Raw genomic sequence first — 20,594 nt, forward strand, 5'->3', positions numbered from 1 at the left:
TATTTCCTTAGTATTAATATAGTTATTGTTAATTCGCAGGTTACTTGGTATTAATAACACTTGTATGAATGTAGGGTACTGCAAGCCTTTAATATTCTTGGTTATTAGCTAAATACTGACGATGAAGTTTTTGTTTTATTATCGTAGTCATCTGATATCACTTTTTTGATAACAACTTATCCATAACAACGCGTCAGCAATTTTGTTGGTTACCACTTATAATTCATACTGAAATAGAAGTTTCTACCTTCTTGTGGTACCCCCATTGATGAAACGTATTGTGTATCAAAGGCATTTTTTAATGCTAAAGTTGAACTCAACCCTTCAATAAATTGATCTGCTTGATAATTTATATAAAAATCATGTAGTTGGTATCCTGGGTATTGAATGACTTCTTTGTGATAACGATCTAAGCCTTTATCTGATTTATGCTGCGCTAATTTATAGGTTGAATTGCCTTCAAGTGCTGTTTTTGCCGAAAACTCACCAACCCAACCTAGGTTGAGTCCAGTGGCTGCTATTGGTGCATTTAATCTAACAAGGTAAGTTTCAGGTCGAACTGATGAAAGGGAATAATGAGTATCATCTTCTTCACCAATAGTTCTGTTATGACTGATATTTAAATCGAACCAATAAGTTTTATAATGAATAAAACTATCAACCCCATAAATTGTGGCTGATGGGATATTGGTGAAATATATTTCACGAGGGAACCATTGGTAGATACCTTGCGTCCAATTGTATTCTTTGGTGTAACGTCCTTCGACTGCAATATAGTTTTTCGCTTTAGTTTTAAAATAAGTAGAACCGAACTGCAAAGAATCTCCAGTGAAGGCAAGATCATCAAAACTAAATTTTAGCCCTGCTTCTAGTGTTTTATTAGTTTCGGGTTTTAAGTCAGGTGATGGTCTAAACTCTGAGCTAAAAATAAAAGCTTTAAAATGGTTTGAGTTGTTATAGAGCTCAGCCATACGAGGTGTACGATAACCCTCTGAATATGAAGAATAAATATTTAGCCAATGAGTAGGTGTTGCACTAAGTGCAAAACGTGAAGACCAGTTATTGTGCTTATTTTCATCAAAATTTTCACGGGATGCTTTATATTGTGTAAAGCGGGTGCCTACTGAAAAAGTAACTGGTAAGTGATGCAATGTGATGTCATTTGCTAGCCAAACTGATGCATTTGATAATTCAGCTGGCGGATAACTGATAGTATGTTCATTCGGCTTTTGTTTTTGTTGGTAATATTCAAATCCACTTTGAATATAATGGTTTACCCAACTGTGCATAGGAAGATTAAAACTATTGGTGAATTTAGTGCCATAAGTGTACTGATTACGTTTTTCGGTACCGTATTGTTTTGTTGATTTTACTTTGATTAAATCAAGTTGGCTTAAAGCGAGGTCGGTGTAATAAATATCCCAATCTGCTTGCCAATTTAAGTTGTTTTTGGGTGTAAAGTGCTGATGTATCAAAATATCTTTTTGATGACTGTTTCTTTCATGGGCGGTATTTTTAAACTTAGGTTGTTTGGTATCAATTACTGTTGGTTGTTTTAAACTAATACCATGATTTTGATACTCTTTTAATTGTAACCCAAGGCGATAAGATGGATGGGCAAACCACAAGGTTTTTAACATCCAGTTGTGAATTTTCTCATTATTATCAAAAGGAGGTAACTCTGGAGAACTCCTGAGTTGTTTTGTCCTTTGGGTATAACTAAATAAGGCGTCAACAGTGTCTGTTCGGCCTAATAATGTGCCTCCTGCATAATAGCTGTGATCGTTACGGTTAATACCACTGAAAACACGCCCCCCCATATTTTGTCCAGGTTTCAAAATATCAGCTGCATTTAGTGTTTTCATTGAAACGACTCCAGCCAATGCCCCCCCGCCGTGATGCAATGAAGAAGCGCCTTTATGTACATAAACTTTTTTAATTAGTGATGGGTCAATAAAGGTCGCATCGTATAAGCCGGAATTAAAATCTTGTGTGATATTATCAACGGTAATTTTAACTCCCCGTGAATCGTATCCTCGCATATGAATACTTTGGCCATAAGTACTACCTGAACCGGAAACAAATACGCCAGGCTGACCTTTTAATAGATCAAGGGCGGAACTAGCAGCTTGGTATTCAGGCGCTTGAGCATCAATAACATCAACTTGTTCAGCAACTGCAATGCTTTTAGTGCTAGGCGGGAGTGCGGATACATGTAGGATGTCACTATTTATATTTTGAGCTAAGGGAGCGCTACTGAAACCGGCTATTGCAAGTGCGATAGCAAGAGTAGAAATAGTAAACTTTTTTTCATGAAGAATAATAGTGGTTGATGAGGGCATCAGGTTACTAGCCATAGGAAGTCCTTTCCTTATGTATAAATTAAAGCTGGCTGCCTGAATTGAGTTCTGGGTGGCTTGCCGAATAATGTGTTTTTATGCAGATTAACTATCTAAATTATTAGTCGTTCATATTATTTTGTTAAAATTAATTTACTAGCTTGAGTTTGCGTGAGTTGGTATAGCATCACTTTGATGTAATATTTTTATTTTATTATTTATATTGAGCAGCTTATGGGTATTTATCCACTGAGTTTTTACTGTTGTGATTGATGTTTTATTATAAATAAACGAATGTATTGCTGTATCTAATGGCATGCAGACCTTAAAGAATTACATTTTTCTTAGTGAGAATAATTATCGTTAAGCTGAGGTAGGATATCAAGACATTTTTGAAATATTTTATATATTTATAATAAATTATTAGTCAATAATATTGTTTTTGATATATTAGTTGAGTTTATATTCGTTGGAATGAGGGGGAGGTGACTATTTTGGCAATAAGCTTTATGAAAAGCCTACGCCAAAAAGTCTATATTTCGAGGATTATTTAAATCGATAGTCAATAGCTTGAGCTAAAATTTCGATGAGTTGTTCGGTATCTTCCCAACCAAGGCATGGATCAGTGATTGATTGTCCATAGACAAGTGATTGGTTTGGTATGATTTTTTGAGTACCTTCAACCAAGAAACTCTCGGCCATAATGCCGCTGATTGCGGTTGACCCATCTTTAATTTGTTCAGCGATATCGCGAGCCACTTCTAATTGACGACGATGTATTTTTTGGCAATTACCGTGGCTAAAATCAACCACTAAGTGCTCTGCAAGTTCAAATTTACGTAATTTGTCACATGCAGCGGCAAGATCGCCGGCACTGTAGTTTGGTTGCTTACCCCCGCGCATAATAATGTGACCATGAGGATTACCTTTGGTTTGGTAAATCGTCATTTGGCCATTTTTATCGGGAGATAAAAACATATGTTGAGCTTTAGCTGCACGAATGGCATCAATCGCGATATTGATATTACCATCAGTACCATTTTTAAAGCCGACAGGGCAAGAAAGGGCTGACGCCATTTCACGATGAATTTGGCTTTCGGTGGTTCGTGCGCCAATCGCTCCCCAACTAATAAGGTCAGCAATATATTGCCCAGTGACCATATCGAGAAATTCAGTGGCGGTGGCAAGCCCTAGCTGATTAACTTCTATCAGTAATTTTCGAGCTAATCGAATGCCCGTATTGACCTGACATGAGTTATCTAAATTAGGATCAGATATTAATCCTTTCCAACCAATGACGGTGCGCGGTTTTTCAAAATAAGTACGCATCACGATTTCCAAGCGATCTTGGTAGCGTTCACGCAGTACATTTAGCTTACTTGCATACTCAATTGCCGCATCGATATCGTGTATTGAGCAAGGGCCTACGATAACCAGTAAACGGGGATCTTGGCCGGAGAGAATATTTTCAATTCTTTTTCGTGACGCTGTCACGTTTTCGGCTACTTTTTGGGATATAGGAAACTCTTCAGCAAGTGTTTGTGGCGTAATTAAGCTACCTACACGCTGAGTACGTAATTCATCTGTTTTTTGCATTTTTCTTTCTCAAAACTTTAATAGGCTGAGCCATATCAGTGATAAGGATCACAATAAACGAAAGTGGCTCAATTTCAACCTCCAACTGAGATTGAATTAATTATTTTTTATATTTTCTTTGCACGTATTAAAAAATACGTCGTTGTAATCCCATACTATCAATCACTTTAGCGGAGATTTCTTCTACAGAATAATTGGTAGTATTTAAATAATTGATCTTATTTTGTCTAAATAAGGCTTCAACTTCTGCAATTTCAATACGGCATTGGCGTAATGAAGCATAGCGGCTGTTTTCACGACGCTCTTCGCGAATAGCTGCTAATCTTTCTGGACTAATGGTCAAACCGAATAGTTTATGAGTGTAAGCACGTAGCGCAGTAGGCAGCTGCAAGTTATCCATATCATCTGCGGTGAAGGGATAATTGGCAGCTTGAATACCAAATTGCATCGCTAAATATAAACTTGTTGGTGTTTTTCCACAACGAGAAACGCCTATCAAAATAACTTGTGCTTGGTCGAGATTACGTAGCGAAATGCCATCATCATGTGCGAGGGTATATTCAATAGCAGCAATGCGCGCATCATATTGGGTCATGTTTTGCATTGATAAGCCATGAGTTCGATTGAGCTTGGGTTCAGGCTCTAGGCCTATTTCTTGTTGAATTGGGGCCACAAGGCTTTGCACGATGTCCTGACAAAACCCAGAACTCTGAGTGATGATGGCTTTAACCGCAGGTGAAATAATGGAATAAAACACTAATGGGCGCATTTGTGTCTCTTCATAAATAGTATTAATTTTTAATTTTATTTCTTGCGCCCGTGCTTCAGAGGTTACAAAAGGTAGCGTATACGACATAAAAGCGAGCGGAAACTGTGATAACACCGCATGACCTAATGTCTCAGCAGTAATTGCAGTGCCATCAGAAATGAAGAAAACGGTTCGTTGTACCGAGGCTGTACTTTTATTCATAGGGTTCAATTCGCTCATAGATTTCTTCTTTTAATGAATTTTAATGTATTTATCTCTAATTTTAGAAATATATTATATTTGATTAAAGTTTAAAAAATAGTTTATAGCGGAAAGTATAGCCATAATTTGAATGTTTTTTAGAACAAAAAAGTTTTCTTGTTAGATGGAACGATTCACCTGTCCATCTTCTCATAGCGTCTGTGCTAGTCTATTTTCCGAGGCGAGTTTTCGCCAATGAGATTTCTTACGATTTGTACTCTGTCACTAAATTGCTATAAAAAGGATCGCTTTCAATGTCCACAAATGGCCTCACTCCGTGTAATGTACTTTGGTATAACCAATTAGGGATGAATGATGTTGACCGTGTTGGTGGGAAAAACGCCTCACTCGGTGAAATGATTACCAACTTATCTGATCTTGGTGTATCCGTACCAAACGGTTTTGCGACAACCGCACAGGCGTTTAATGATTTTCTTGAGCAGAGTGGTGTTAACCAACGCATCTATAATCTGTTAGACGAAACGGATATTGATGATGTGAACCAACTGGCTATCGCAGGGGATCAGATCCGCCAATGGGTAATTGATACTCCGTTGACCAAGGAATTGGAACAAGATATTCGTGTCGCTTATCAACAGCTTTCAGAAGGTGAGTCTGAAGCATCGTTTGCAGTTCGTTCATCTGCAACCGCTGAGGATATGCCGGATGCTTCATTTGCTGGGCAGCAGGAAACCTTTCTGAATGTTCAAGGAATCGATGCTGTTTTAATTGCGATTAAACATGTCTTTGCTTCGTTGTTTAATGACCGAGCCATCTCTTATCGCGTTCACCAAGGTTATGACCACCGAGGCGTTGCGCTTTCAGCGGGTGTACAGCGAATGGTGCGCTCAGATTTAGCCTCAGCAGGCGTGATGTTCACCATTGATACTGAATCTGGTTTCGATCAAGTCGTTTTCATCACTTCAGCTTATGGCTTAGGTGAGATGGTGGTTCAAGGTGCAGTCAACCCTGATGAATTTTACGTACATAAACCAACTTTACAGAATAATCGTCCGGCTATTGTTCGCCGTACCCTTGGCTCGAAAAAATTACAAATGGTTTATGCCAACAGTAAAGAGCATGGTAAACAAGTGCAGATTGAAGATGTACCAGAAGCATTATGCAATCGTTTCTCTTTGACTGACCTTGAAGTAGAAGAACTATCACGCCAAGCATTACAGATTGAAAAACATTATGGTCGCCCTATGGATATCGAATGGGCGAAAGATGGTCATAATGGTCGTCTTTATATTGTACAAGCAAGACCAGAAACGGTACGTTCTAACCAACAAGTCATGGAGCGCTATCTACTAAAAGAACAAGGGCAAGTGCTTGTTGAAGGACGTGCTATCGGCCATCGTATTGGGGCTGGTAGTGTAAAAGTCATTCATAATTTAAGTGAAATGGATAGAATACAACCGGGTGATGTTTTAGTTACTGACATGACGGACCCTGATTGGGAACCTATCATGAAAAAAGCAGCAGCAATTGTAACTAACCGTGGTGGGCGAACTTGTCATGCTGCAATTATTGCTCGTGAGTTAGGTATTCCCGCCGTCGTTGGCTGTGGTGATGCGACCGAATGCTTGAAGGAGGGCCAACAAGTCACAGTTTCTTGTTCAGAAGGTGACACGGGCTTTGTGTATGAAAATAAACTAGAGTTTGAGATCCACAGTTCTGAAGTGAGCGACATGCCAAGTATTGACGTGAAAATCATGATGAATGTAGGTAATCCAGATCGTGCTTTTGACTTTGCATGCTTACCTAATGAAGGTGTAGGTTTGGCAAGACTTGAGTTTATTATCAATCGGATGATCGGCGTTCACCCAAGAGCACTTTTAGAGTTCGATTCACAAACTCCTGAAATACAAAATGAAATACGAGCTATGATGGCGGGGTATGATGATCCGATAGAGTTCTATATTGGAAAATTGACTGAAGGTATTTCAACATTAGCCGCTGCTTTCTGGCCTAAACGAGTTATTGTTCGTTTATCTGACTTTAAATCTAATGAATATGCCAATCTAGTGGGTGGCGCTATTTATGAGCCAGAAGAAGAAAACCCAATGTTAGGCTTCCGTGGTGCGGGTCGCTATGTTTCAGATAGTTTCCGTGCGTGTTTCGCGCTTGAGTGTGAAGCTGTTAAGCGTGTTCGAAATGATATGGGACTGACAAATGTTGAAATTATGGTTCCATTTGTTCGTACCGTAGCACAGGCCGAAGCAGTTGTTGCTGAGCTAGCGAAGCATGATTTAAAACGTGGTGAAAAAGGCTTAAAACTCATTATGATGTGCGAGATACCGTCTAATGCATTACTTGCCGATCAATTCCTTGAGCACTTTGATGGCTTCTCGATTGGCTCTAATGACATGACCCAGTTAACTTTGGGGTTGGATAGGGACTCTGGCGTTGTATCTGAGCTATTTGATGAACGAAATGACGCCGTTAAAGCACTGTTGTCCATGGCGATTAAAGCGGCTAAGGCACAAAACAAATATGTCGGCATCTGTGGTCAAGGTCCATCCGATCATCCTGATTTTGCTCAGTGGTTAGTAGATGAAGGTATTGATAGTTTATCATTGAATCCTGATACTGTAGTACAAACATGGCTGATGATTGCAGAAAACCAATAAGCTAGGTATTTAGTTAAGCGAAAATGGTCAACATAGAAATACTTTGTTGGCCATTTTTATTAATTAAAAATATCAATTGATGAAATAGGTATTAGCTATCAATTATTTTTAGACTCTAGTCTCAAATATTAATTAGGGACTATCTGGAGTTAATATAAATAGAGTTGTGTTTAGGTTAATACACAAATAGAGAGTTTTTTGAAATGAGAGCAATCAAATCCTGATTAATTAATTGTGGTTAGGTGGGGGATTTAATTAAGTGCAATTACTCGCATGTTGTGTAATAAGGTGAGAGGTTAATAAAAGTAGTTTGAATAGTTATTTATAATGAATATGAATATTATTCATATTAAATAGCAGATAAAAAAAAAGCCTATCATGGGCTGACAGGCAAAGACTACACACAGCAATTTTGTTGATACAGCCAAGCTTTATAAAGAAAGCATGACCCAGATATTCATTTAATTCAAAGTAAATTCAATAAGTTGATAATAATCTAATCATATTGCTTAATCACTAAGAACACTCTTAATATATATTACTCATTATACTTAACAGGAATTGCATCCAGTTGTTTAATGGTATCACACATTAAGATAAAAACTAATTTTAGAATGTTAAATATTGTTTCTAAATATTAATGAGAATTATATCATGAAAGTTATGTAATAAAAAAGCATGTTTAATATCAAACATGCTCTTATAGATTAATTAAAAACTATTTCTTAATCAAAAATTCTTGTTCAAGAAACTTTTCTGTTTCAGCTAAGTTTTCATTTGGAACTGCAACTTCATTCATCCATGCATTAAGTAAGCTATAGGATACAGCAAGTACGACGGGCCCAATAAATAAACCAATCATACCGAATGAGAGTATACCACCAATAACACCAACAAGAATGAGAACCATCGGTAAGTCGGCGCCCATTTTAATTAGCCATGGCCTTAATACACCATCCATTGTTGCCACAACAGCAGCCCAAACCGTGAGTATAATTCCCCATGTGTTATCGCCTGTCCAAAAGAGCCAAATAACGGATGGGATCATAATAAGAAGAGGGCCTAATTGAGCGACACAACAAATAAAGAGTAAAACCGTTAGGATGGCCGCAAAACTTATACCTGAAAGTGCTAATCCTATCCCGCCGACAATGGCTTGAACGAGTGCTGTCACGACGACACCAAGAGCAACTGCACGAATAGATTGCGCAGCTAATATCACCGCCGCATCACCACGAATACCAGCTAAACGAATAGCAAAATGGCGAATAGCTAACATGACGGCTTCACCTTTGAGATACAGCAAACCACTAAACAAAAGCATTAACATCAGGTGGAAAATAAAGCGCCCCGCATTAATAGCCTGTATGGCAAACCATCCGGCAGCTTGTCCTAAATAAGGTTGTACTTTTGCTAATAGGGCATTTCCGCCACTAGCTACTAGGCTGTGCCACGCATAGTAGGCTTTTTTACCCACCATTGGGATTTCGTTTAACCATTCTAAATTAGGTAGCGTTAAACTTGCAGGTGACTTTGCGATATCAAGTAAAGGGGAACTATTTTGGATAATACTACCAATAAGAATACCCAGTGGGATGACAAATAATAGCAATATTAATGAAACCATTGTTAATGCTGCTAACCAACGTTTATGCCACAACCGCGCTTCAATTTTTAGGAGTAAAGGCCAAGTGGCTATGACCATCATACCCGCCCAAACAAAACCAAGAATAAAAGGGCTAAGAACCCAAAAACAGGCTGCTATCATTAAAATTATCGATAGCAGGCCAAAGATTAGTTTGGGAAGATCCAAACGTTTTTGCGATTTTTCCATTAATGATTAATCCTTAACAAATGAAAATTCTGCAGGTGTATTGCTTTTTTAGGTGAAAATAACGTAATTATTTTTCACGGTTAAAAAAAAGAATATTGTGATATGGTTTATCACTGACAATGTCGTCGGCGGTTGTACTTTCTTTATGGGCTTTACGGGGCCACAAGGGTGTTTTTTATATACCTAGGTACCATTGTGCTACTTATAAAAAAGTTGTGCTAGTTAAAATAAAGTCTACTTAGAATTATTAAAGATAGTACATAACGAGTAATGCGAACACTAAACAAATAAGAGTCATCGTAATAATGATCCCGCGTATATCTGAAGCACCTCACCTAAGTAAATTAGTTATCGAATTTTTGCATCAATTGCAAGAGCAGGGTTTCACTGGCGATAGTGGTACAAGCTATGCTGAGCGTTTATCGATGGCGACAGATAATAGTATTTACCAGTTGTTACCACAAGCGGTTGTTTTTCCTCGTTCTAGTGCAGATGTACAGATTATCACCCGAGTAGCAGGGCAAGATAAATTCAGAGAGTTAAGTTTTACTCCTCGCGGTGGCGGGACAGGAACCAATGGACAATCCTTGACGGAAGGGATTGTGGTTGATATGTCGCGTTATATGAATAGAATCTTAGAGATAAACCCTGAACAGGGTTGGGTAAAAGTTGAGGCTGGGGTAATAAAAGACCAGTTGAATCAGTTTCTAAAGCCTTATGGTTATTTTTTCTCGCCAGAACTTTCGACCAGTAATCGTGCAACTTTGGGTGGGATGATTAATACGGATGCTTCAGGGCAAGGTTCTTTAGTTTACGGTAAAACGTCTGACCACGTACTCGGTGTTAAAGCGATGATATTGGGAGGCGACTGCATTGATACACGGGCTATGCCAATTGCACTCGCCCAAACGATTGCGTCAGAGGATTCAGTTGTTGGCCGTATCTATAAAACAGTGTTAGAACGTTGTTTAGTACAACGGCCTCTGATTGAAGCAAAGTTTCCTAAGTTAAATCGTTTTCTAACGGGATACGATTTACGACATGTTTTTAATGATGCACTTACTGAATTTGATCTTACCCGTATTCTAACCGGCTCAGAAGGATCGCTAGCTTTTATAACGGAAGCAACACTTGATATTACGCCAATACCAAAAGCCCGCCGATTAGTAAATGTTAAATATGATTCATTTGAATCAGCCCTGCGTAATGCGCCTTTTATGGTGAATGCTAAAGCACTTTCTGTTGAAACTGTTGATTCTAAAGTGTTGAATTTAGCTCGTGAAGATATTGTATGGCATTCGGTTAATTCGTTGATTACCGATGTTCCTAACAAAGAAATGTTAGGTTTGAATATTGTTGAATTCAGTGGTGATGATGTCGTTGAAATTGATCAATTAACCGATAGCCTATGTTTACGCCTCGATGACCTAATGGCAAATAATGAAGCAGGGATCATTGGTTATCAGACTTGTCATGACCTCGACGATATTACGCGTATCTATAATATGCGTAAAAAAGCAGTTGGTCTCTTAGGTAATAGCAAAGGGGCGGCAAAACCGATTCCTTTTGTCGAGGATACCTGTGTCCCACCAGAGCATCTTGCTGATTATATTGTTGAATTTAGAGCATTATTAGATAGTCATCAGCTGAATTATGGTATGTTTGGGCATGTGGATGCAGGGGTACTGCATGTACGTCCTGCGCTTGATATGTGCGACCCAAAACAAGAAGTTTTAATGAAACAAATTTCAGATGAAATTGTGGCATTAACGGCTAAATATGGTGGACTTTTATGGGGCGAACATGGCAAGGGTTTTAGAGCACAATATAGTCCTGAGTTTTTTGGTGAGGAATTGTATGGCGAGCTACGTAAAATAAAAGCCGCATTTGACCCAGACAATCGTTTAAATCCAGGTAAAATTTGCCCACCGGCTGGACTTGATGCACCAATGAAGCAAGTTGATGCAATTAAGCGCGGAACTTTTGATAGGCAGATTCCAATTCAAATGCGTCAAGAGTTTCGCGGTGCCATGGACTGTAATGGTAATGGGTTGTGCTTTAATTTTGATGCTACAAGCCCAATGTGCCCATCAATGAAAATTAGCGGTGAGCGTATTCATTCACCAAAAGGGCGAGCAACATTAGTGCGAGAATGGCTTCGTTTATTGTCAGAGCAAGGAGTTACACCTGAAAATCTCGAAAAAGGCATTAAACAAAATAAACCTTCGTTACGTGGCTTAATCGATAAAACTCGCAATTCTTGGCGAGCAAAACAGGGAGATTATGATTTCTCTCATGAAGTTAAAGCCTCGATGGCGGGTTGTTTAGCCTGTAAAGCGTGCTCAACTCAGTGCCCAATTAAAATTGATGTGCCATCATTTAGAGCTAAATTTTTAGCGCTGTACCATGGGCGTTATTTAAGGCCAATACGCGATCACATTGTTGCGAATGTTGAAGCAAGCGCGCCATTATTGTCAAAAGCACCTGCTATCTTTAATTTCTTTTTACGTCAATCCGTTATTCAAAAATTGAGTGAGCGTACGATTGGCATGGTCGATTTGCCGTTATTTTCGCAACCTACTTTAAAACAAGAATTATCAGGGCATTCAGCAACCGCGGTGACACTCGAACAGCTCGAGAAGATGACGCCATCACAAAGAGAGCCGTATGTTTTAGTGGTACAAGATCCTTTTACTAGTTATTACGATGCCAAAGTGGTGGCTGATTTTGTTAGACTAATTGAAAAAATTGGTTTGAAACCCGTATTATTACCCTTTTCGCCAAATGGTAAAGCTCAACATATTAAGGGTTTTCTGGCAAAGTTTGCTAAAACAGCAGGTAAGACAGCCGATTTTCTTAATCGAGTCGCAAAGCTACAGCTTCCTATGGTGGGCGTCGATCCCGCATTGGTACTGTGTTATCGCGATGAATACCAAGAGATTTTAGGTAAAGAACAGTGTCAATTCACTGTTATGCTTGCGCACGAATGGTTAATAACTTTACCAGAACCCGAGAATACCAGTGAAATAGCTGGGCAACCTTGGTATTTTTTGGGGCATTGCACAGAGTCTACTGCATTGCCAAATAGTGCAAATCAGTGGGCTACATTATTTGCTCGTTATGGACAAAAGCTAACTAATGTCAGTGTTGGATGTTGTGGAATGGCGGGTACTTATGGCCATGAAATCGCCAATATTGAAAATTCAAAAGGGATCTATAATTTATCATGGAAGCCTGCATTAGATAAACTTCCTAAAGAACGTTGTTTAAGTTCTGGATATTCATGCCGTAGCCAGGTAAAACGTATGGAAAATACTATTATAAAGCACCCAATTCAGGCGCTGTTGGAGATATTTAATGATTTGGAGACGTCAGTTTAACTTGCAACAAATGTCAGAAATGGCAAAAGGCTGTATGTTAGGCCATCTTGGCATAGAAATAACCGCATTTGGCGACGATTTTCTTGAAGGAACAATGCCTGTTGATGAGCGCACTAAGCAACCTTTTGGGCTGCTGCATGGTGGTGCTTCAGTGGTATTAGCCGAGTCTTTAGGGTCTATCGCGGGCTATTTATGCAGTGAAGGTGAACAGCAAGTTGTCGGACTTGAAATTAATGCAAATCATATTCGTTCTGCACGAGAAGGGGTTGTGAAAGGGATTTGTCGACCGATTCATTTAGGGCGACGCCAACAAGTGTGGAATATTGATATTTATAATGAAAAAGGACAACTTTGCTGTACTTCTCGTTTGACCACCGCTGTGATTTCTGAGTAATAATATCGCCCTCAAGTTTAAATAGCTTGAGGGCATTCCGTTTGTTTTATTCTAAGTCTCATTCTAAGTTAATCACATTTTAAATTTTTATTGCGTTAATTAAGTTGTATAATTAATGCACCTTTATTAATTTGTGTCATTTAAGTGTATTTCTTAGTACAAAATTGAAATAAAAAGTCAACTTTATTTATCCTTTAATTTTTAATTGGTTACCACTTTATTTAACTGTATTTGTTCAAAAAACGAGCTCATAATGTATAAAAAAAGAACCGTGATAGCTATAACCTCTTAAAACAAATGGTTGAAGTACTATCGGTAATCATTACCATAGGGTAGACAGAGTTAATCTCTTGATAACAGGCTGAAAAGCCATGATAAATGTGGGGTCAATATGACTGACGGTGTAGAGACATTTTCATTTGATGAAAACAATTGGCAGGGTGTTAACCTGACCGATAGCGCTGCAAAACAAATTAAAAAACTGATGGTGCAAAACCCTAATACAAAAGGGCTTTCACTCGGCGTTAAACAGTCTGGCTGTGCAGGTTTTGGTTATGTATTTGAAATGATCGAAAACCCAACAGATAAACACCTACTATTTGAACTCAATGGTGCGCATCTTTATGTGCCAAAAGAAGCAATGCCATTTATTGATGGCACAGTCGTTGATTATGTCCAAGAAGGGCTAAATCAAATTTTCAAATTTAATAACCCGAAAGCGCAACATGCCTGTGGGTGTGGTGAAAGCTTCGGCGTTTAACATGTGAAATCTATTATGTCACAGAGCAATGTAGAAATTGGCGATGATGTCCAAAGTTGGCTTGATGACCAGCGCTATAAAGAAGGCTTTTTTACACAAGTCGCGACAGATGAAATGGCAAAAGGACTCAATGAAGATGTGGTCCGTGCTATTTCAGCAAAACGCAACGAACCCGAGTGGATGCTAAAATTCCGCCTTGATGCTTTTAATCATTGGAAAGGAATGGAAGAGCCACATTGGTTAAAAGCCAATTATCCTAATTTAGATTATCAAGATTACAGTTATTATTCTGCACCTTCGTGTGGTTCTTGCGATGATACTTGTGGTTCACAATCTGGTGCAACTCAAGCAACGGGTGTAACTGAAACGAATAACTATTTGACTGCTGAAATTGAAGAAGCATTTAATCAACTTGGTGTACCTGTACGTGAAGGTAAAGCAGTCGCGGTAGACGCTATTTTTGATTCAGTATCGGTTTCTACGACTTATCGTGAAGACCTCGCCAAACACGGCATTATTTTTTGTTCTTTTGGTGAAGCCATTCATGAGTATCCAGAACTGGTGCAAAAGTATCTTGGTACAGTCGTGTCTAGTTATGACAATTTTTTTGCTGCACTCAATGCAGCGGTAGCTTCAGATGGCACTTTTGTTTATATCCCAAAAGGTGTGCATTGTCCGATGGAGTTATCAACTTATTTCCGAATTAATGCTGCCAAAACTGGCCAATTCGAACGCACAATTCTTATCGCTGATGAAGGTAGTTATGTCAGTTATATCGAAGGGTGTTCAGCACCAGTTCGTGATAGTTATCAGCTTCATGCTGCGGTAGTTGAAGTCATCATTCATAAAGATGCGGAAGTCAAATACTCAACCGTACAAAATTGGTTTTCTGGTGGTGATAGCGAAGCTGGGGGGATACTCAATTTTGTAACCAAGCGTGCACTCTGTGAAGGTGAAAACTCCAAAATGTCGTGGACACAGTCTGAAACAGGCTCTGCGATTACATGGAAATACCCAAGTGTTATCTTAAAAGGTGATAACTCTGTAGGTGAATTTTTCTCTGTTGCACTGACTAACGGTAATCAACAAGCAGATACTGGTACAAAAATGATCCACATCGGGAAAAACACCCGCTCAACGATTATTTCTAAAGGGATTTCTGCCGGTAAAAGCCAAAATACTTATCGTGGTTTAGTCAAAATACTACCTAGTGCTCATAATGCTCGTAATTTTACGCAATGTGACTCGATGTTGATTGGTACACAATGCGGCGCTCACACATTTCCTTATGTGGAAGTGAAAAATAATACTGCTCATCTCGAACATGAAGCAACGACTTCACGTATAGGGGAAGACCAGTTATTTTACTGCTTACAGCGTGGAATTAGTGAAGATAATGCTATTTCTATGATTGTTAATGGGTTCTGTAAAGATGTGTTCTCAGAACTGCCATTAGAATTTGCGGTCGAAGCACAAAAATTACTGGCTATCAGTTTAGAACATAGTGTGGGTTGATCAAAACCAAGTTTATATGCGCTAAAGCGCTAAAGGCATGTTGATATGTTAAGTGTTAAAAATTTGCACGTTAGTGTAGAAGGTAATGAAATATTAAAAGGACTATCCCTAGAAGTTAAGCCGGGTGAAGTTCATGCAATTATGGGACCTAATGGTTCAGGTAAAAGTACTTTATCGGCAACACTTGCGGGTCGTGAAGAGTATGAAATCGATAGCGGCGAAGTGACGTTCAAAGGTAAAAACCTATTTGAATTAGATCCTGAAGAACGTGCAGGTGAAGGTATCTTTTTAGCTTTTCAATATCCAGTAGAAATACCGGGTGTTAGTAATCAATTCTTTTTGCAAACTGCGGTCAATGCAGTGAGAGAATATCGTCAACAAGAAGCATTAGATCGTTTTGATTTTCAAGATTTTATTGAAGATAAAATTGAATTACTTGATATGCCACAAGATTTACTGACTCGTTCAGTCAACGTCGGCTTCTCTGGTGGTGAAAAGAAACGTAATGATATTTTGCAAATGGCGGCACTTGAGCCTCAATTATGCATATTAGATGAAACTGACTCAGGTCTCGATATCGATGCATTAAAAGTGGTTGCTAATGGTGTCAATTCACTGCGCACGCCTGAACGTTCATTTATTATTGTGACTCACTATCAGCGTATTTTAGATTATGTAAAACCTGATTTTGTTCACGTGCTTTATCAAGGAAAAATCATCAAGTCAGGTGATTTCAGTTTAGCGAAAAAACTGGAGGAGCAGGGTTATGGCTGGCTTATTGACCAACAGTGATAAAGCAGAAAAACGTGCTAAAGTTGTTGCTCTTAATGAGAAAGCAATGGCACGTTTTACCGCGTTGTTCGAACAACGCTTAGGTGCAAATTCTCAACATGCTAAAATCCATTGGGATATAGCGCAAAAAATAGGTTTACCTGTTTTTCGTCATGAAGATTGGCACTACACGCCATTAGATAAGCTGTTAAAAACAGAATATTGTTTTAGTGAAGCGAGTCTTATCGAGCAAGAGTGTGAAGCACTTGCATTACAGATTGATGCATATCGTATTGTATTAATTGATGGTCGATATAGCTCGGCGCTTAGCTCAATTGATGTCGGTCCATTCCAAGTTGCCTTATTGGATAATCAAGACTTGTTGCCGGATGCTATCAATAGCGAAATATTTTTGCATTTGACTGAAAGCTTAGCAATACAGCCACTCGTGATCCATCTTGCAGCAAATGAAATTGCTGAAAAACCACTTTATTTATTAAATATATCAAGTGGTAATAGTGATGAACAGGCCGTGAATACGAGTCAATACCGTTATCACATAACGGTAGGTGCAAATAGTAAAGCTCAGGTCATTGAACACTTTGTGAGCTTAAATGAAAACACTCACATGACAGGTGGGCGTCTTACGGTTGAAGTGGGTGATAATGCACAATTTGACCACTATAAGCTCAATATAGAGAATGGCCAGTCACAGCATTTTGCGCATAATGATATTATTGTGGGTCGTGACTGTCAGGTAAAAAGTACCAGTTTTTTACTGGGCTCACTGCTTTCTCGTAGTCATACAAGTGCTCGCCTTGATGGTGAAAATAGTGAACTTGAACTCAATAGCTTATTATTACCAAAGGGTAATGAGATAGCTGATACACGTACATATCTTGAACATAACAAAGATCACTGTAATAGCCGCCAATCTCATAAAGTCATTGCGATGGACAGCAGTAAAGCAGTCTTTAATGGCATGATTAAAGTTGCACCAGCTGCACTTAAAACAGATGGTCAAATGAGTAATAATACTTTGTTATTAGGCGAAAAAGCAGAGATCGATACTAAACCTCAACTTGAAATCTATGCGGACGATGTAAAATGTGGGCATGGGGCAACGGTCGGGCGTATTGATGATGAGCAGTTGTTTTATTTGCGTTCAAGAGGTATTGATGGAAAATCGGCTAAGCATATGATCATCATCGCATTTGCAGCAGAATTAACAGAATCCATTGCATCTGAAGAATTAAAGCAAGCGGTGATGAAGAACATTCGCCAACGCTTAGCGGAGGTTTAAGACCACTATGTCATTTAATGTAACCGCTGTAAGGCAGGATTTTCCTGCTTTATCTCAATCTGTGAACAACCACCCACTAGTCTATCTAGACAGTGCTGCTAGTGCACAAAAGCCATTGCAGGTAGTTGAAAGAGAAAGTGAATTTACTTTACATCAATATGCGGCGGTTCACCGTGGAATTCATACGTTAAGTGCTAATGCAACGACAATGATGGAAGAAGTTCGCCAGAAAGCGGCGAATTTCATTCATGCTGCTTCGAGTGAAGAAATTGTTTTTGTTAAAGGAACGACTGAAGCGATCAATTTAGTTGCTAATAGCTTTGGACGTCAGTATTTACATGAGGGGGATAATATTATTATCACCCAAATGGAGCATCATGCGAATATTGTTCCTTGGTTTATGTTATCTGAATCTATTGGTTTTGAAATTCGTGTTTTACCCGTTTCTGATTGTGGCAAACTTGAAACGGGGAAACTCAATGATTTAATTGATGAGCGTACCCGTTTATTGAGTTTCACTCATATTTCTAATGTATTAGGTACCGTTAATCCTGTACAAGATATTATCAAGCATGCACGTGCAATTGCATTATCTAAAAAAAATACACAATTAAAGGTGTTAATTGATGGTGCGCAGGGTGCAATGCATCAACAGGTAAATGTACAAACGCTAGATTGTGATTTTTATGCTTTTTCTGGTCACAAGCTTTATGGTCCCACAGGAATTGGTATTTTATATGGTAAAAAAGCGCTGCTAGATGCCATGCCACCTTGGGAAGGCGGCGGCGCGATGATCCGACAAGTCAGTTTGACCAAAGGTATTACTTTTGCAGATGCCCCGTGGCGTTTTGAAGCAGGGACACCCAATGTTAGTGCAATTATTGGGTTAGGTGCTGCATTTGATTACTTAACTGCTTTGGGAGTGGAAGATGCGTTTGCTCATGAAGCTAATGTCATGGCTTATGCTTCTGAAAAACTTAAAGATGTACCATCAATAATATTATATGGTAATGATCAGCGTGAAGGTGTTCTTGCCTTCAATTTAGGTCAGCACCATGCTTATGATGTTGGTTCCTTTTTAGATCAATACGGTATTGCTATTCGTACTGGTCATCATTGCGCTTTGCCCCTCATGGAGCGCTATAATGTTCCGGCGATGTGTCGTGCTTCGGTGGGAATTTATACCACTAAAGAAGAAATAGATTCTTTATTCAATGCATTACAACGCGTAAAAAAATTGTTAGGCTAGACATTATGAATGTTTAGATTTTAGTGAAGGAAAGAAGTATGCCTGCGTTACCCGATGAACAAAAACTGTTACGTAATTTTGCACGCTGCCACAATTGGGAAGAGCGCTATCTGTATATGATTGAGCTGGGCGGGTCTTTGCCTGAGTTAACGGCAACACAAAGATGCGATAGTAATCTTATTGCTGGTTGCCAAAGCCAGGTGTGGATTGATATGCAAAAGCAGTCCGATGAGACGATTTTATTTGCAGGTGATAGCGATGCAAGTATTGTTAAAGGGTTAGTCGCGATAGTGATTATTCTTTTTCAAAATAAAACGGCACAACAAATTCTAGACGTTGATGTGAAATCATTTTTTCATCAATTAGCACTTGAGCAACACTTAACTCCATCACGTACTCAGGGGCTAAATGCCATGATCCGCACTATTTTGGCTCGCGCTAACGAACTCGTATAATATATTGTTGGGAAACAACTTTTGTTTCCCTCTTTGATTTTATTTTCAATTCCCTCTCAATCTTAATGTTTATCTTACCTACCTTTAGTTCATTGTCTTTGTTACTAAGAATTATCATTTTATTGCGTAAAAATACTAGGTTGAATATTATTAGCTAACTAAAATATTTATTAAGTATTAAAGATAGGAAAAATAGTTGCTATTATGTTCAACTATCTTGGGGTTCAATGGTTACTAAATTAATGTAACGACACTATTTTCTTTGGAGTAGGTAGGTATGAAGACAGCTTTGACGGTGGCAAGTTTGCTTGTCATGAGTGCATTAATGGCTCCGGCACATGCAAAAGAATATCCATTACCAGATAGCAATACGCGCCTAATCGGGGAAAACTTATCTTATGTTGTACCAAACGATGGGCGTTCTTTAGAAGCAATAGCGACTGAGTATGAGATTGGTCTGCTGGGTATGTTAGAAGCCAACCCAGGAACTGATCCTTATTTGCCTGAAGCAGGTAAAGAGCTGATTATTCCTGCACAGATGTTATTACCATCGACGCCGAGAACAGGTATCGTGATTAACTTAGCTGAGCTGAGATTATATTATTATCCGGAAAATAGCGAAGAAGTCATTGTTTATCCTATTGGGATCGGCCAATTAGGGCGTGATACACCAGAAATGGTTACGTCAGTTAGTCAATCAATTAAAGACCCAACATGGACACCGACTGCTAATATCCGCAAAAATTATGCCAAAGAGGGTATTACATTACCGGCGGTTGTTCCTGCTGGCCCTAAGAATCCAATGGGGCTTTATGCATTACGTCTTTCTTATGGCCGTGGTGAATATTTAATCCATGGAACTAATGCTGACTTTGGTATTGGAATGCGTGTAAGTTCAGGTTGTATTCGTTTAAGACCAGATGATATTGAAGCACTATTTAAGACTGTACCAAAAGGAACTCGAGTCCAAGTTATTGATCAGCCCGTGAAATATTCTAAAGAAGCAGATGGAAGTCTCTATATTGAGGTACATCAGCCACTTTCGAGAAAAGACAGTGATGATCCACAAACGATGCCAATCAAGATCTCTGCTGATTTCCAGCGTTTTTTAGAGAATGAAGGTATTGACAGGGGATTAGTAGAAAAAGAGCTTAAAAGGCGTTCTGGGATGCCTGTGAGAGTAAATAATGATCAAGGTACAACTGAGCCTACGAATGATGAGATTAAAAACTATCCTGATTTAACACCGATCGAGCCATTTTCTATTTCACAGCCACAGCCTGTTTACGAAGAAAAAATCGGCGCGCTATTACCTTCAAAGTATAAATCATATCAATAGTTTTATATCGTTAGCTT

The 20,594-nt window shown here is 38.8% G+C and carries 14 protein-coding genes; 10 read left to right on the forward strand and 4 right to left on the reverse strand.

The window, feature by feature from the left end; translation table 11 throughout:
* Positions 1-209 precede the first annotated feature (209 nt).
* The 3 genes from AAZR93_RS01870 to ppsR all read right to left on the reverse strand — a co-directional run bounded on the left by AAZR93_RS01870 (position 210) and on the right by ppsR (position 4,923).
* A complete protein-coding gene (locus AAZR93_RS01870; protein WP_434718818.1) occupies positions 210-2,357 on the reverse strand; it encodes a TonB-dependent hemoglobin/transferrin/lactoferrin family receptor in 2,148 nt (715 codons plus the stop codon).
* Positions 2,358-2,885: 528 nt separating this feature from the next.
* Positions 2,886-3,935, reverse strand: a complete 1,050-nt coding sequence (locus AAZR93_RS01875) for a 3-deoxy-7-phosphoheptulonate synthase (protein ID WP_294107390.1) — start codon at positions 3,933-3,935, stop codon at positions 2,886-2,888.
* A gap of 127 nt (positions 3,936-4,062) precedes the next feature.
* Positions 4,063-4,923: a posphoenolpyruvate synthetase regulatory kinase/phosphorylase PpsR gene (gene ppsR / locus AAZR93_RS01880; RefSeq protein ID WP_294107388.1), complete on the reverse strand. Its 861-nt coding sequence runs from the start codon at positions 4,921-4,923 to the stop codon at positions 4,063-4,065.
* A gap of 275 nt (positions 4,924-5,198) precedes the next feature.
* On the opposite strand from ppsR, the gene ppsA reads away from it, so the two are divergent.
* The gene (gene ppsA, locus AAZR93_RS01885) at positions 5,199-7,577 is read left to right on the forward strand and encodes a phosphoenolpyruvate synthase (protein ID WP_434718819.1); all 2,379 of its coding nucleotides are present in this window, start codon (positions 5,199-5,201) and stop codon (positions 7,575-7,577) included.
* 718 nt (positions 7,578-8,295) lie between these two features.
* On the opposite strand, the gene ydiK is transcribed toward ppsA, so the two are convergent.
* On the reverse strand, positions 8,296-9,411 hold the full coding sequence (ydiK, locus tag AAZR93_RS01890) for an AI-2E family transporter YdiK (protein WP_294107384.1): 1,116 nt from the start codon (positions 9,409-9,411) through the stop codon (positions 8,296-8,298).
* A gap of 305 nt (positions 9,412-9,716) precedes the next feature.
* On the opposite strand from ydiK, the gene ydiJ reads away from it, so the two are divergent.
* The 9 genes from ydiJ (at position 9,717) to AAZR93_RS01935 (ending at position 20,577) form a co-directional block, all read left to right on the forward strand.
* Positions 9,717-12,791, forward strand: coding sequence for a D-2-hydroxyglutarate dehydrogenase YdiJ (gene ydiJ, locus AAZR93_RS01895; protein WP_434718820.1), 3,075 nt, complete (start codon positions 9,717-9,719; stop codon positions 12,789-12,791).
* On the forward strand, positions 12,769-13,185 hold the full coding sequence (locus tag AAZR93_RS01900; RefSeq protein WP_294107380.1) for a hotdog fold thioesterase: 417 nt from the start codon (positions 12,769-12,771) through the stop codon (positions 13,183-13,185). The genes ydiJ and AAZR93_RS01900 overlap by 23 nt, the downstream gene beginning before the upstream one ends.
* A gap of 391 nt (positions 13,186-13,576) precedes the next feature.
* On the forward strand, positions 13,577-13,945 hold the full coding sequence (sufA, locus tag AAZR93_RS01905; protein ID WP_434718821.1) for a Fe-S cluster assembly scaffold SufA: 369 nt from the start codon (positions 13,577-13,579) through the stop codon (positions 13,943-13,945).
* Positions 13,946-13,960: 15 nt separating this feature from the next.
* Positions 13,961-15,460, forward strand: a complete 1,500-nt coding sequence (gene sufB / locus AAZR93_RS01910) for a Fe-S cluster assembly protein SufB (RefSeq protein WP_336430818.1) — start codon at positions 13,961-13,963, stop codon at positions 15,458-15,460.
* 45 nt (positions 15,461-15,505) lie between these two features.
* Positions 15,506-16,252, forward strand: a complete 747-nt coding sequence (gene sufC / locus AAZR93_RS01915) for a Fe-S cluster assembly ATPase SufC (protein ID WP_336430817.1) — start codon at positions 15,506-15,508, stop codon at positions 16,250-16,252.
* Positions 16,227-17,534 (forward strand): Fe-S cluster assembly protein SufD, encoded by a 1,308-nt coding sequence (gene sufD / locus AAZR93_RS01920; RefSeq protein WP_294107372.1) that lies wholly within the window; start codon positions 16,227-16,229, stop codon positions 17,532-17,534. Before sufC ends, sufD begins: the two co-directional genes overlap by 26 nt.
* A 7-nt stretch (positions 17,535-17,541) precedes the next feature.
* Positions 17,542-18,783 (forward strand): cysteine desulfurase SufS, encoded by a 1,242-nt coding sequence (sufS, locus tag AAZR93_RS01925; protein WP_294107370.1) that lies wholly within the window; start codon positions 17,542-17,544, stop codon positions 18,781-18,783.
* 38 nt (positions 18,784-18,821) lie between these two features.
* On the forward strand, positions 18,822-19,238 hold the full coding sequence (gene sufE / locus AAZR93_RS01930) for a cysteine desulfuration protein SufE (RefSeq protein ID WP_434718822.1): 417 nt from the start codon (positions 18,822-18,824) through the stop codon (positions 19,236-19,238).
* A 277-nt stretch (positions 19,239-19,515) separates the two neighbouring features.
* A complete protein-coding gene (locus tag AAZR93_RS01935) occupies positions 19,516-20,577 on the forward strand; it encodes a L,D-transpeptidase family protein (RefSeq protein ID WP_294107366.1) in 1,062 nt (353 codons plus the stop codon).
* Positions 20,578-20,594 lie beyond the last annotated feature (17 nt).

The organism is Providencia sp. Je.9.19 (genome assembly GCF_051129765.1).
In the GTDB taxonomy this organism is placed as follows: Bacteria; Pseudomonadota; Gammaproteobacteria; order Enterobacterales; family Enterobacteriaceae; genus Providencia.

Coding starts and splice junctions, on each gene's coding strand:
- AAZR93_RS01870 (WP_434718818.1), bottom strand. CDS start 2,357: ATGGCTAGTAACCTGATGCCCTCATCAACCACTATTATTCTTCATGAA.
- AAZR93_RS01875 (WP_294107390.1), bottom strand. CDS start 3,935: ATGCAAAAAACAGATGAATTACGTACTCAGCGTGTAGGTAGCTTAATT.
- ppsR (WP_294107388.1), bottom strand. CDS start 4,923: ATGAGCGAATTGAACCCTATGAATAAAAGTACAGCCTCGGTACAACGA.
- ppsA (WP_434718819.1), top strand. CDS start 5,199: ATGTCCACAAATGGCCTCACTCCGTGTAATGTACTTTGGTATAACCAA.
- ydiK (WP_294107384.1), bottom strand. CDS start 9,411: ATGGAAAAATCGCAAAAACGTTTGGATCTTCCCAAACTAATCTTTGGC.
- ydiJ (WP_434718820.1), top strand. CDS start 9,717: ATGATCCCGCGTATATCTGAAGCACCTCACCTAAGTAAATTAGTTATC.
- AAZR93_RS01900 (WP_294107380.1), top strand. CDS start 12,769: ATGATTTGGAGACGTCAGTTTAACTTGCAACAAATGTCAGAAATGGCA.
- sufA (WP_434718821.1), top strand. CDS start 13,577: ATGACTGACGGTGTAGAGACATTTTCATTTGATGAAAACAATTGGCAG.
- sufB (WP_336430818.1), top strand. CDS start 13,961: ATGTCACAGAGCAATGTAGAAATTGGCGATGATGTCCAAAGTTGGCTT.
- sufC (WP_336430817.1), top strand. CDS start 15,506: ATGTTAAGTGTTAAAAATTTGCACGTTAGTGTAGAAGGTAATGAAATA.
- sufD (WP_294107372.1), top strand. CDS start 16,227: ATGGCTGGCTTATTGACCAACAGTGATAAAGCAGAAAAACGTGCTAAA.
- sufS (WP_294107370.1), top strand. CDS start 17,542: ATGTCATTTAATGTAACCGCTGTAAGGCAGGATTTTCCTGCTTTATCT.
- sufE (WP_434718822.1), top strand. CDS start 18,822: ATGCCTGCGTTACCCGATGAACAAAAACTGTTACGTAATTTTGCACGC.
- AAZR93_RS01935 (WP_294107366.1), top strand. CDS start 19,516: ATGAAGACAGCTTTGACGGTGGCAAGTTTGCTTGTCATGAGTGCATTA.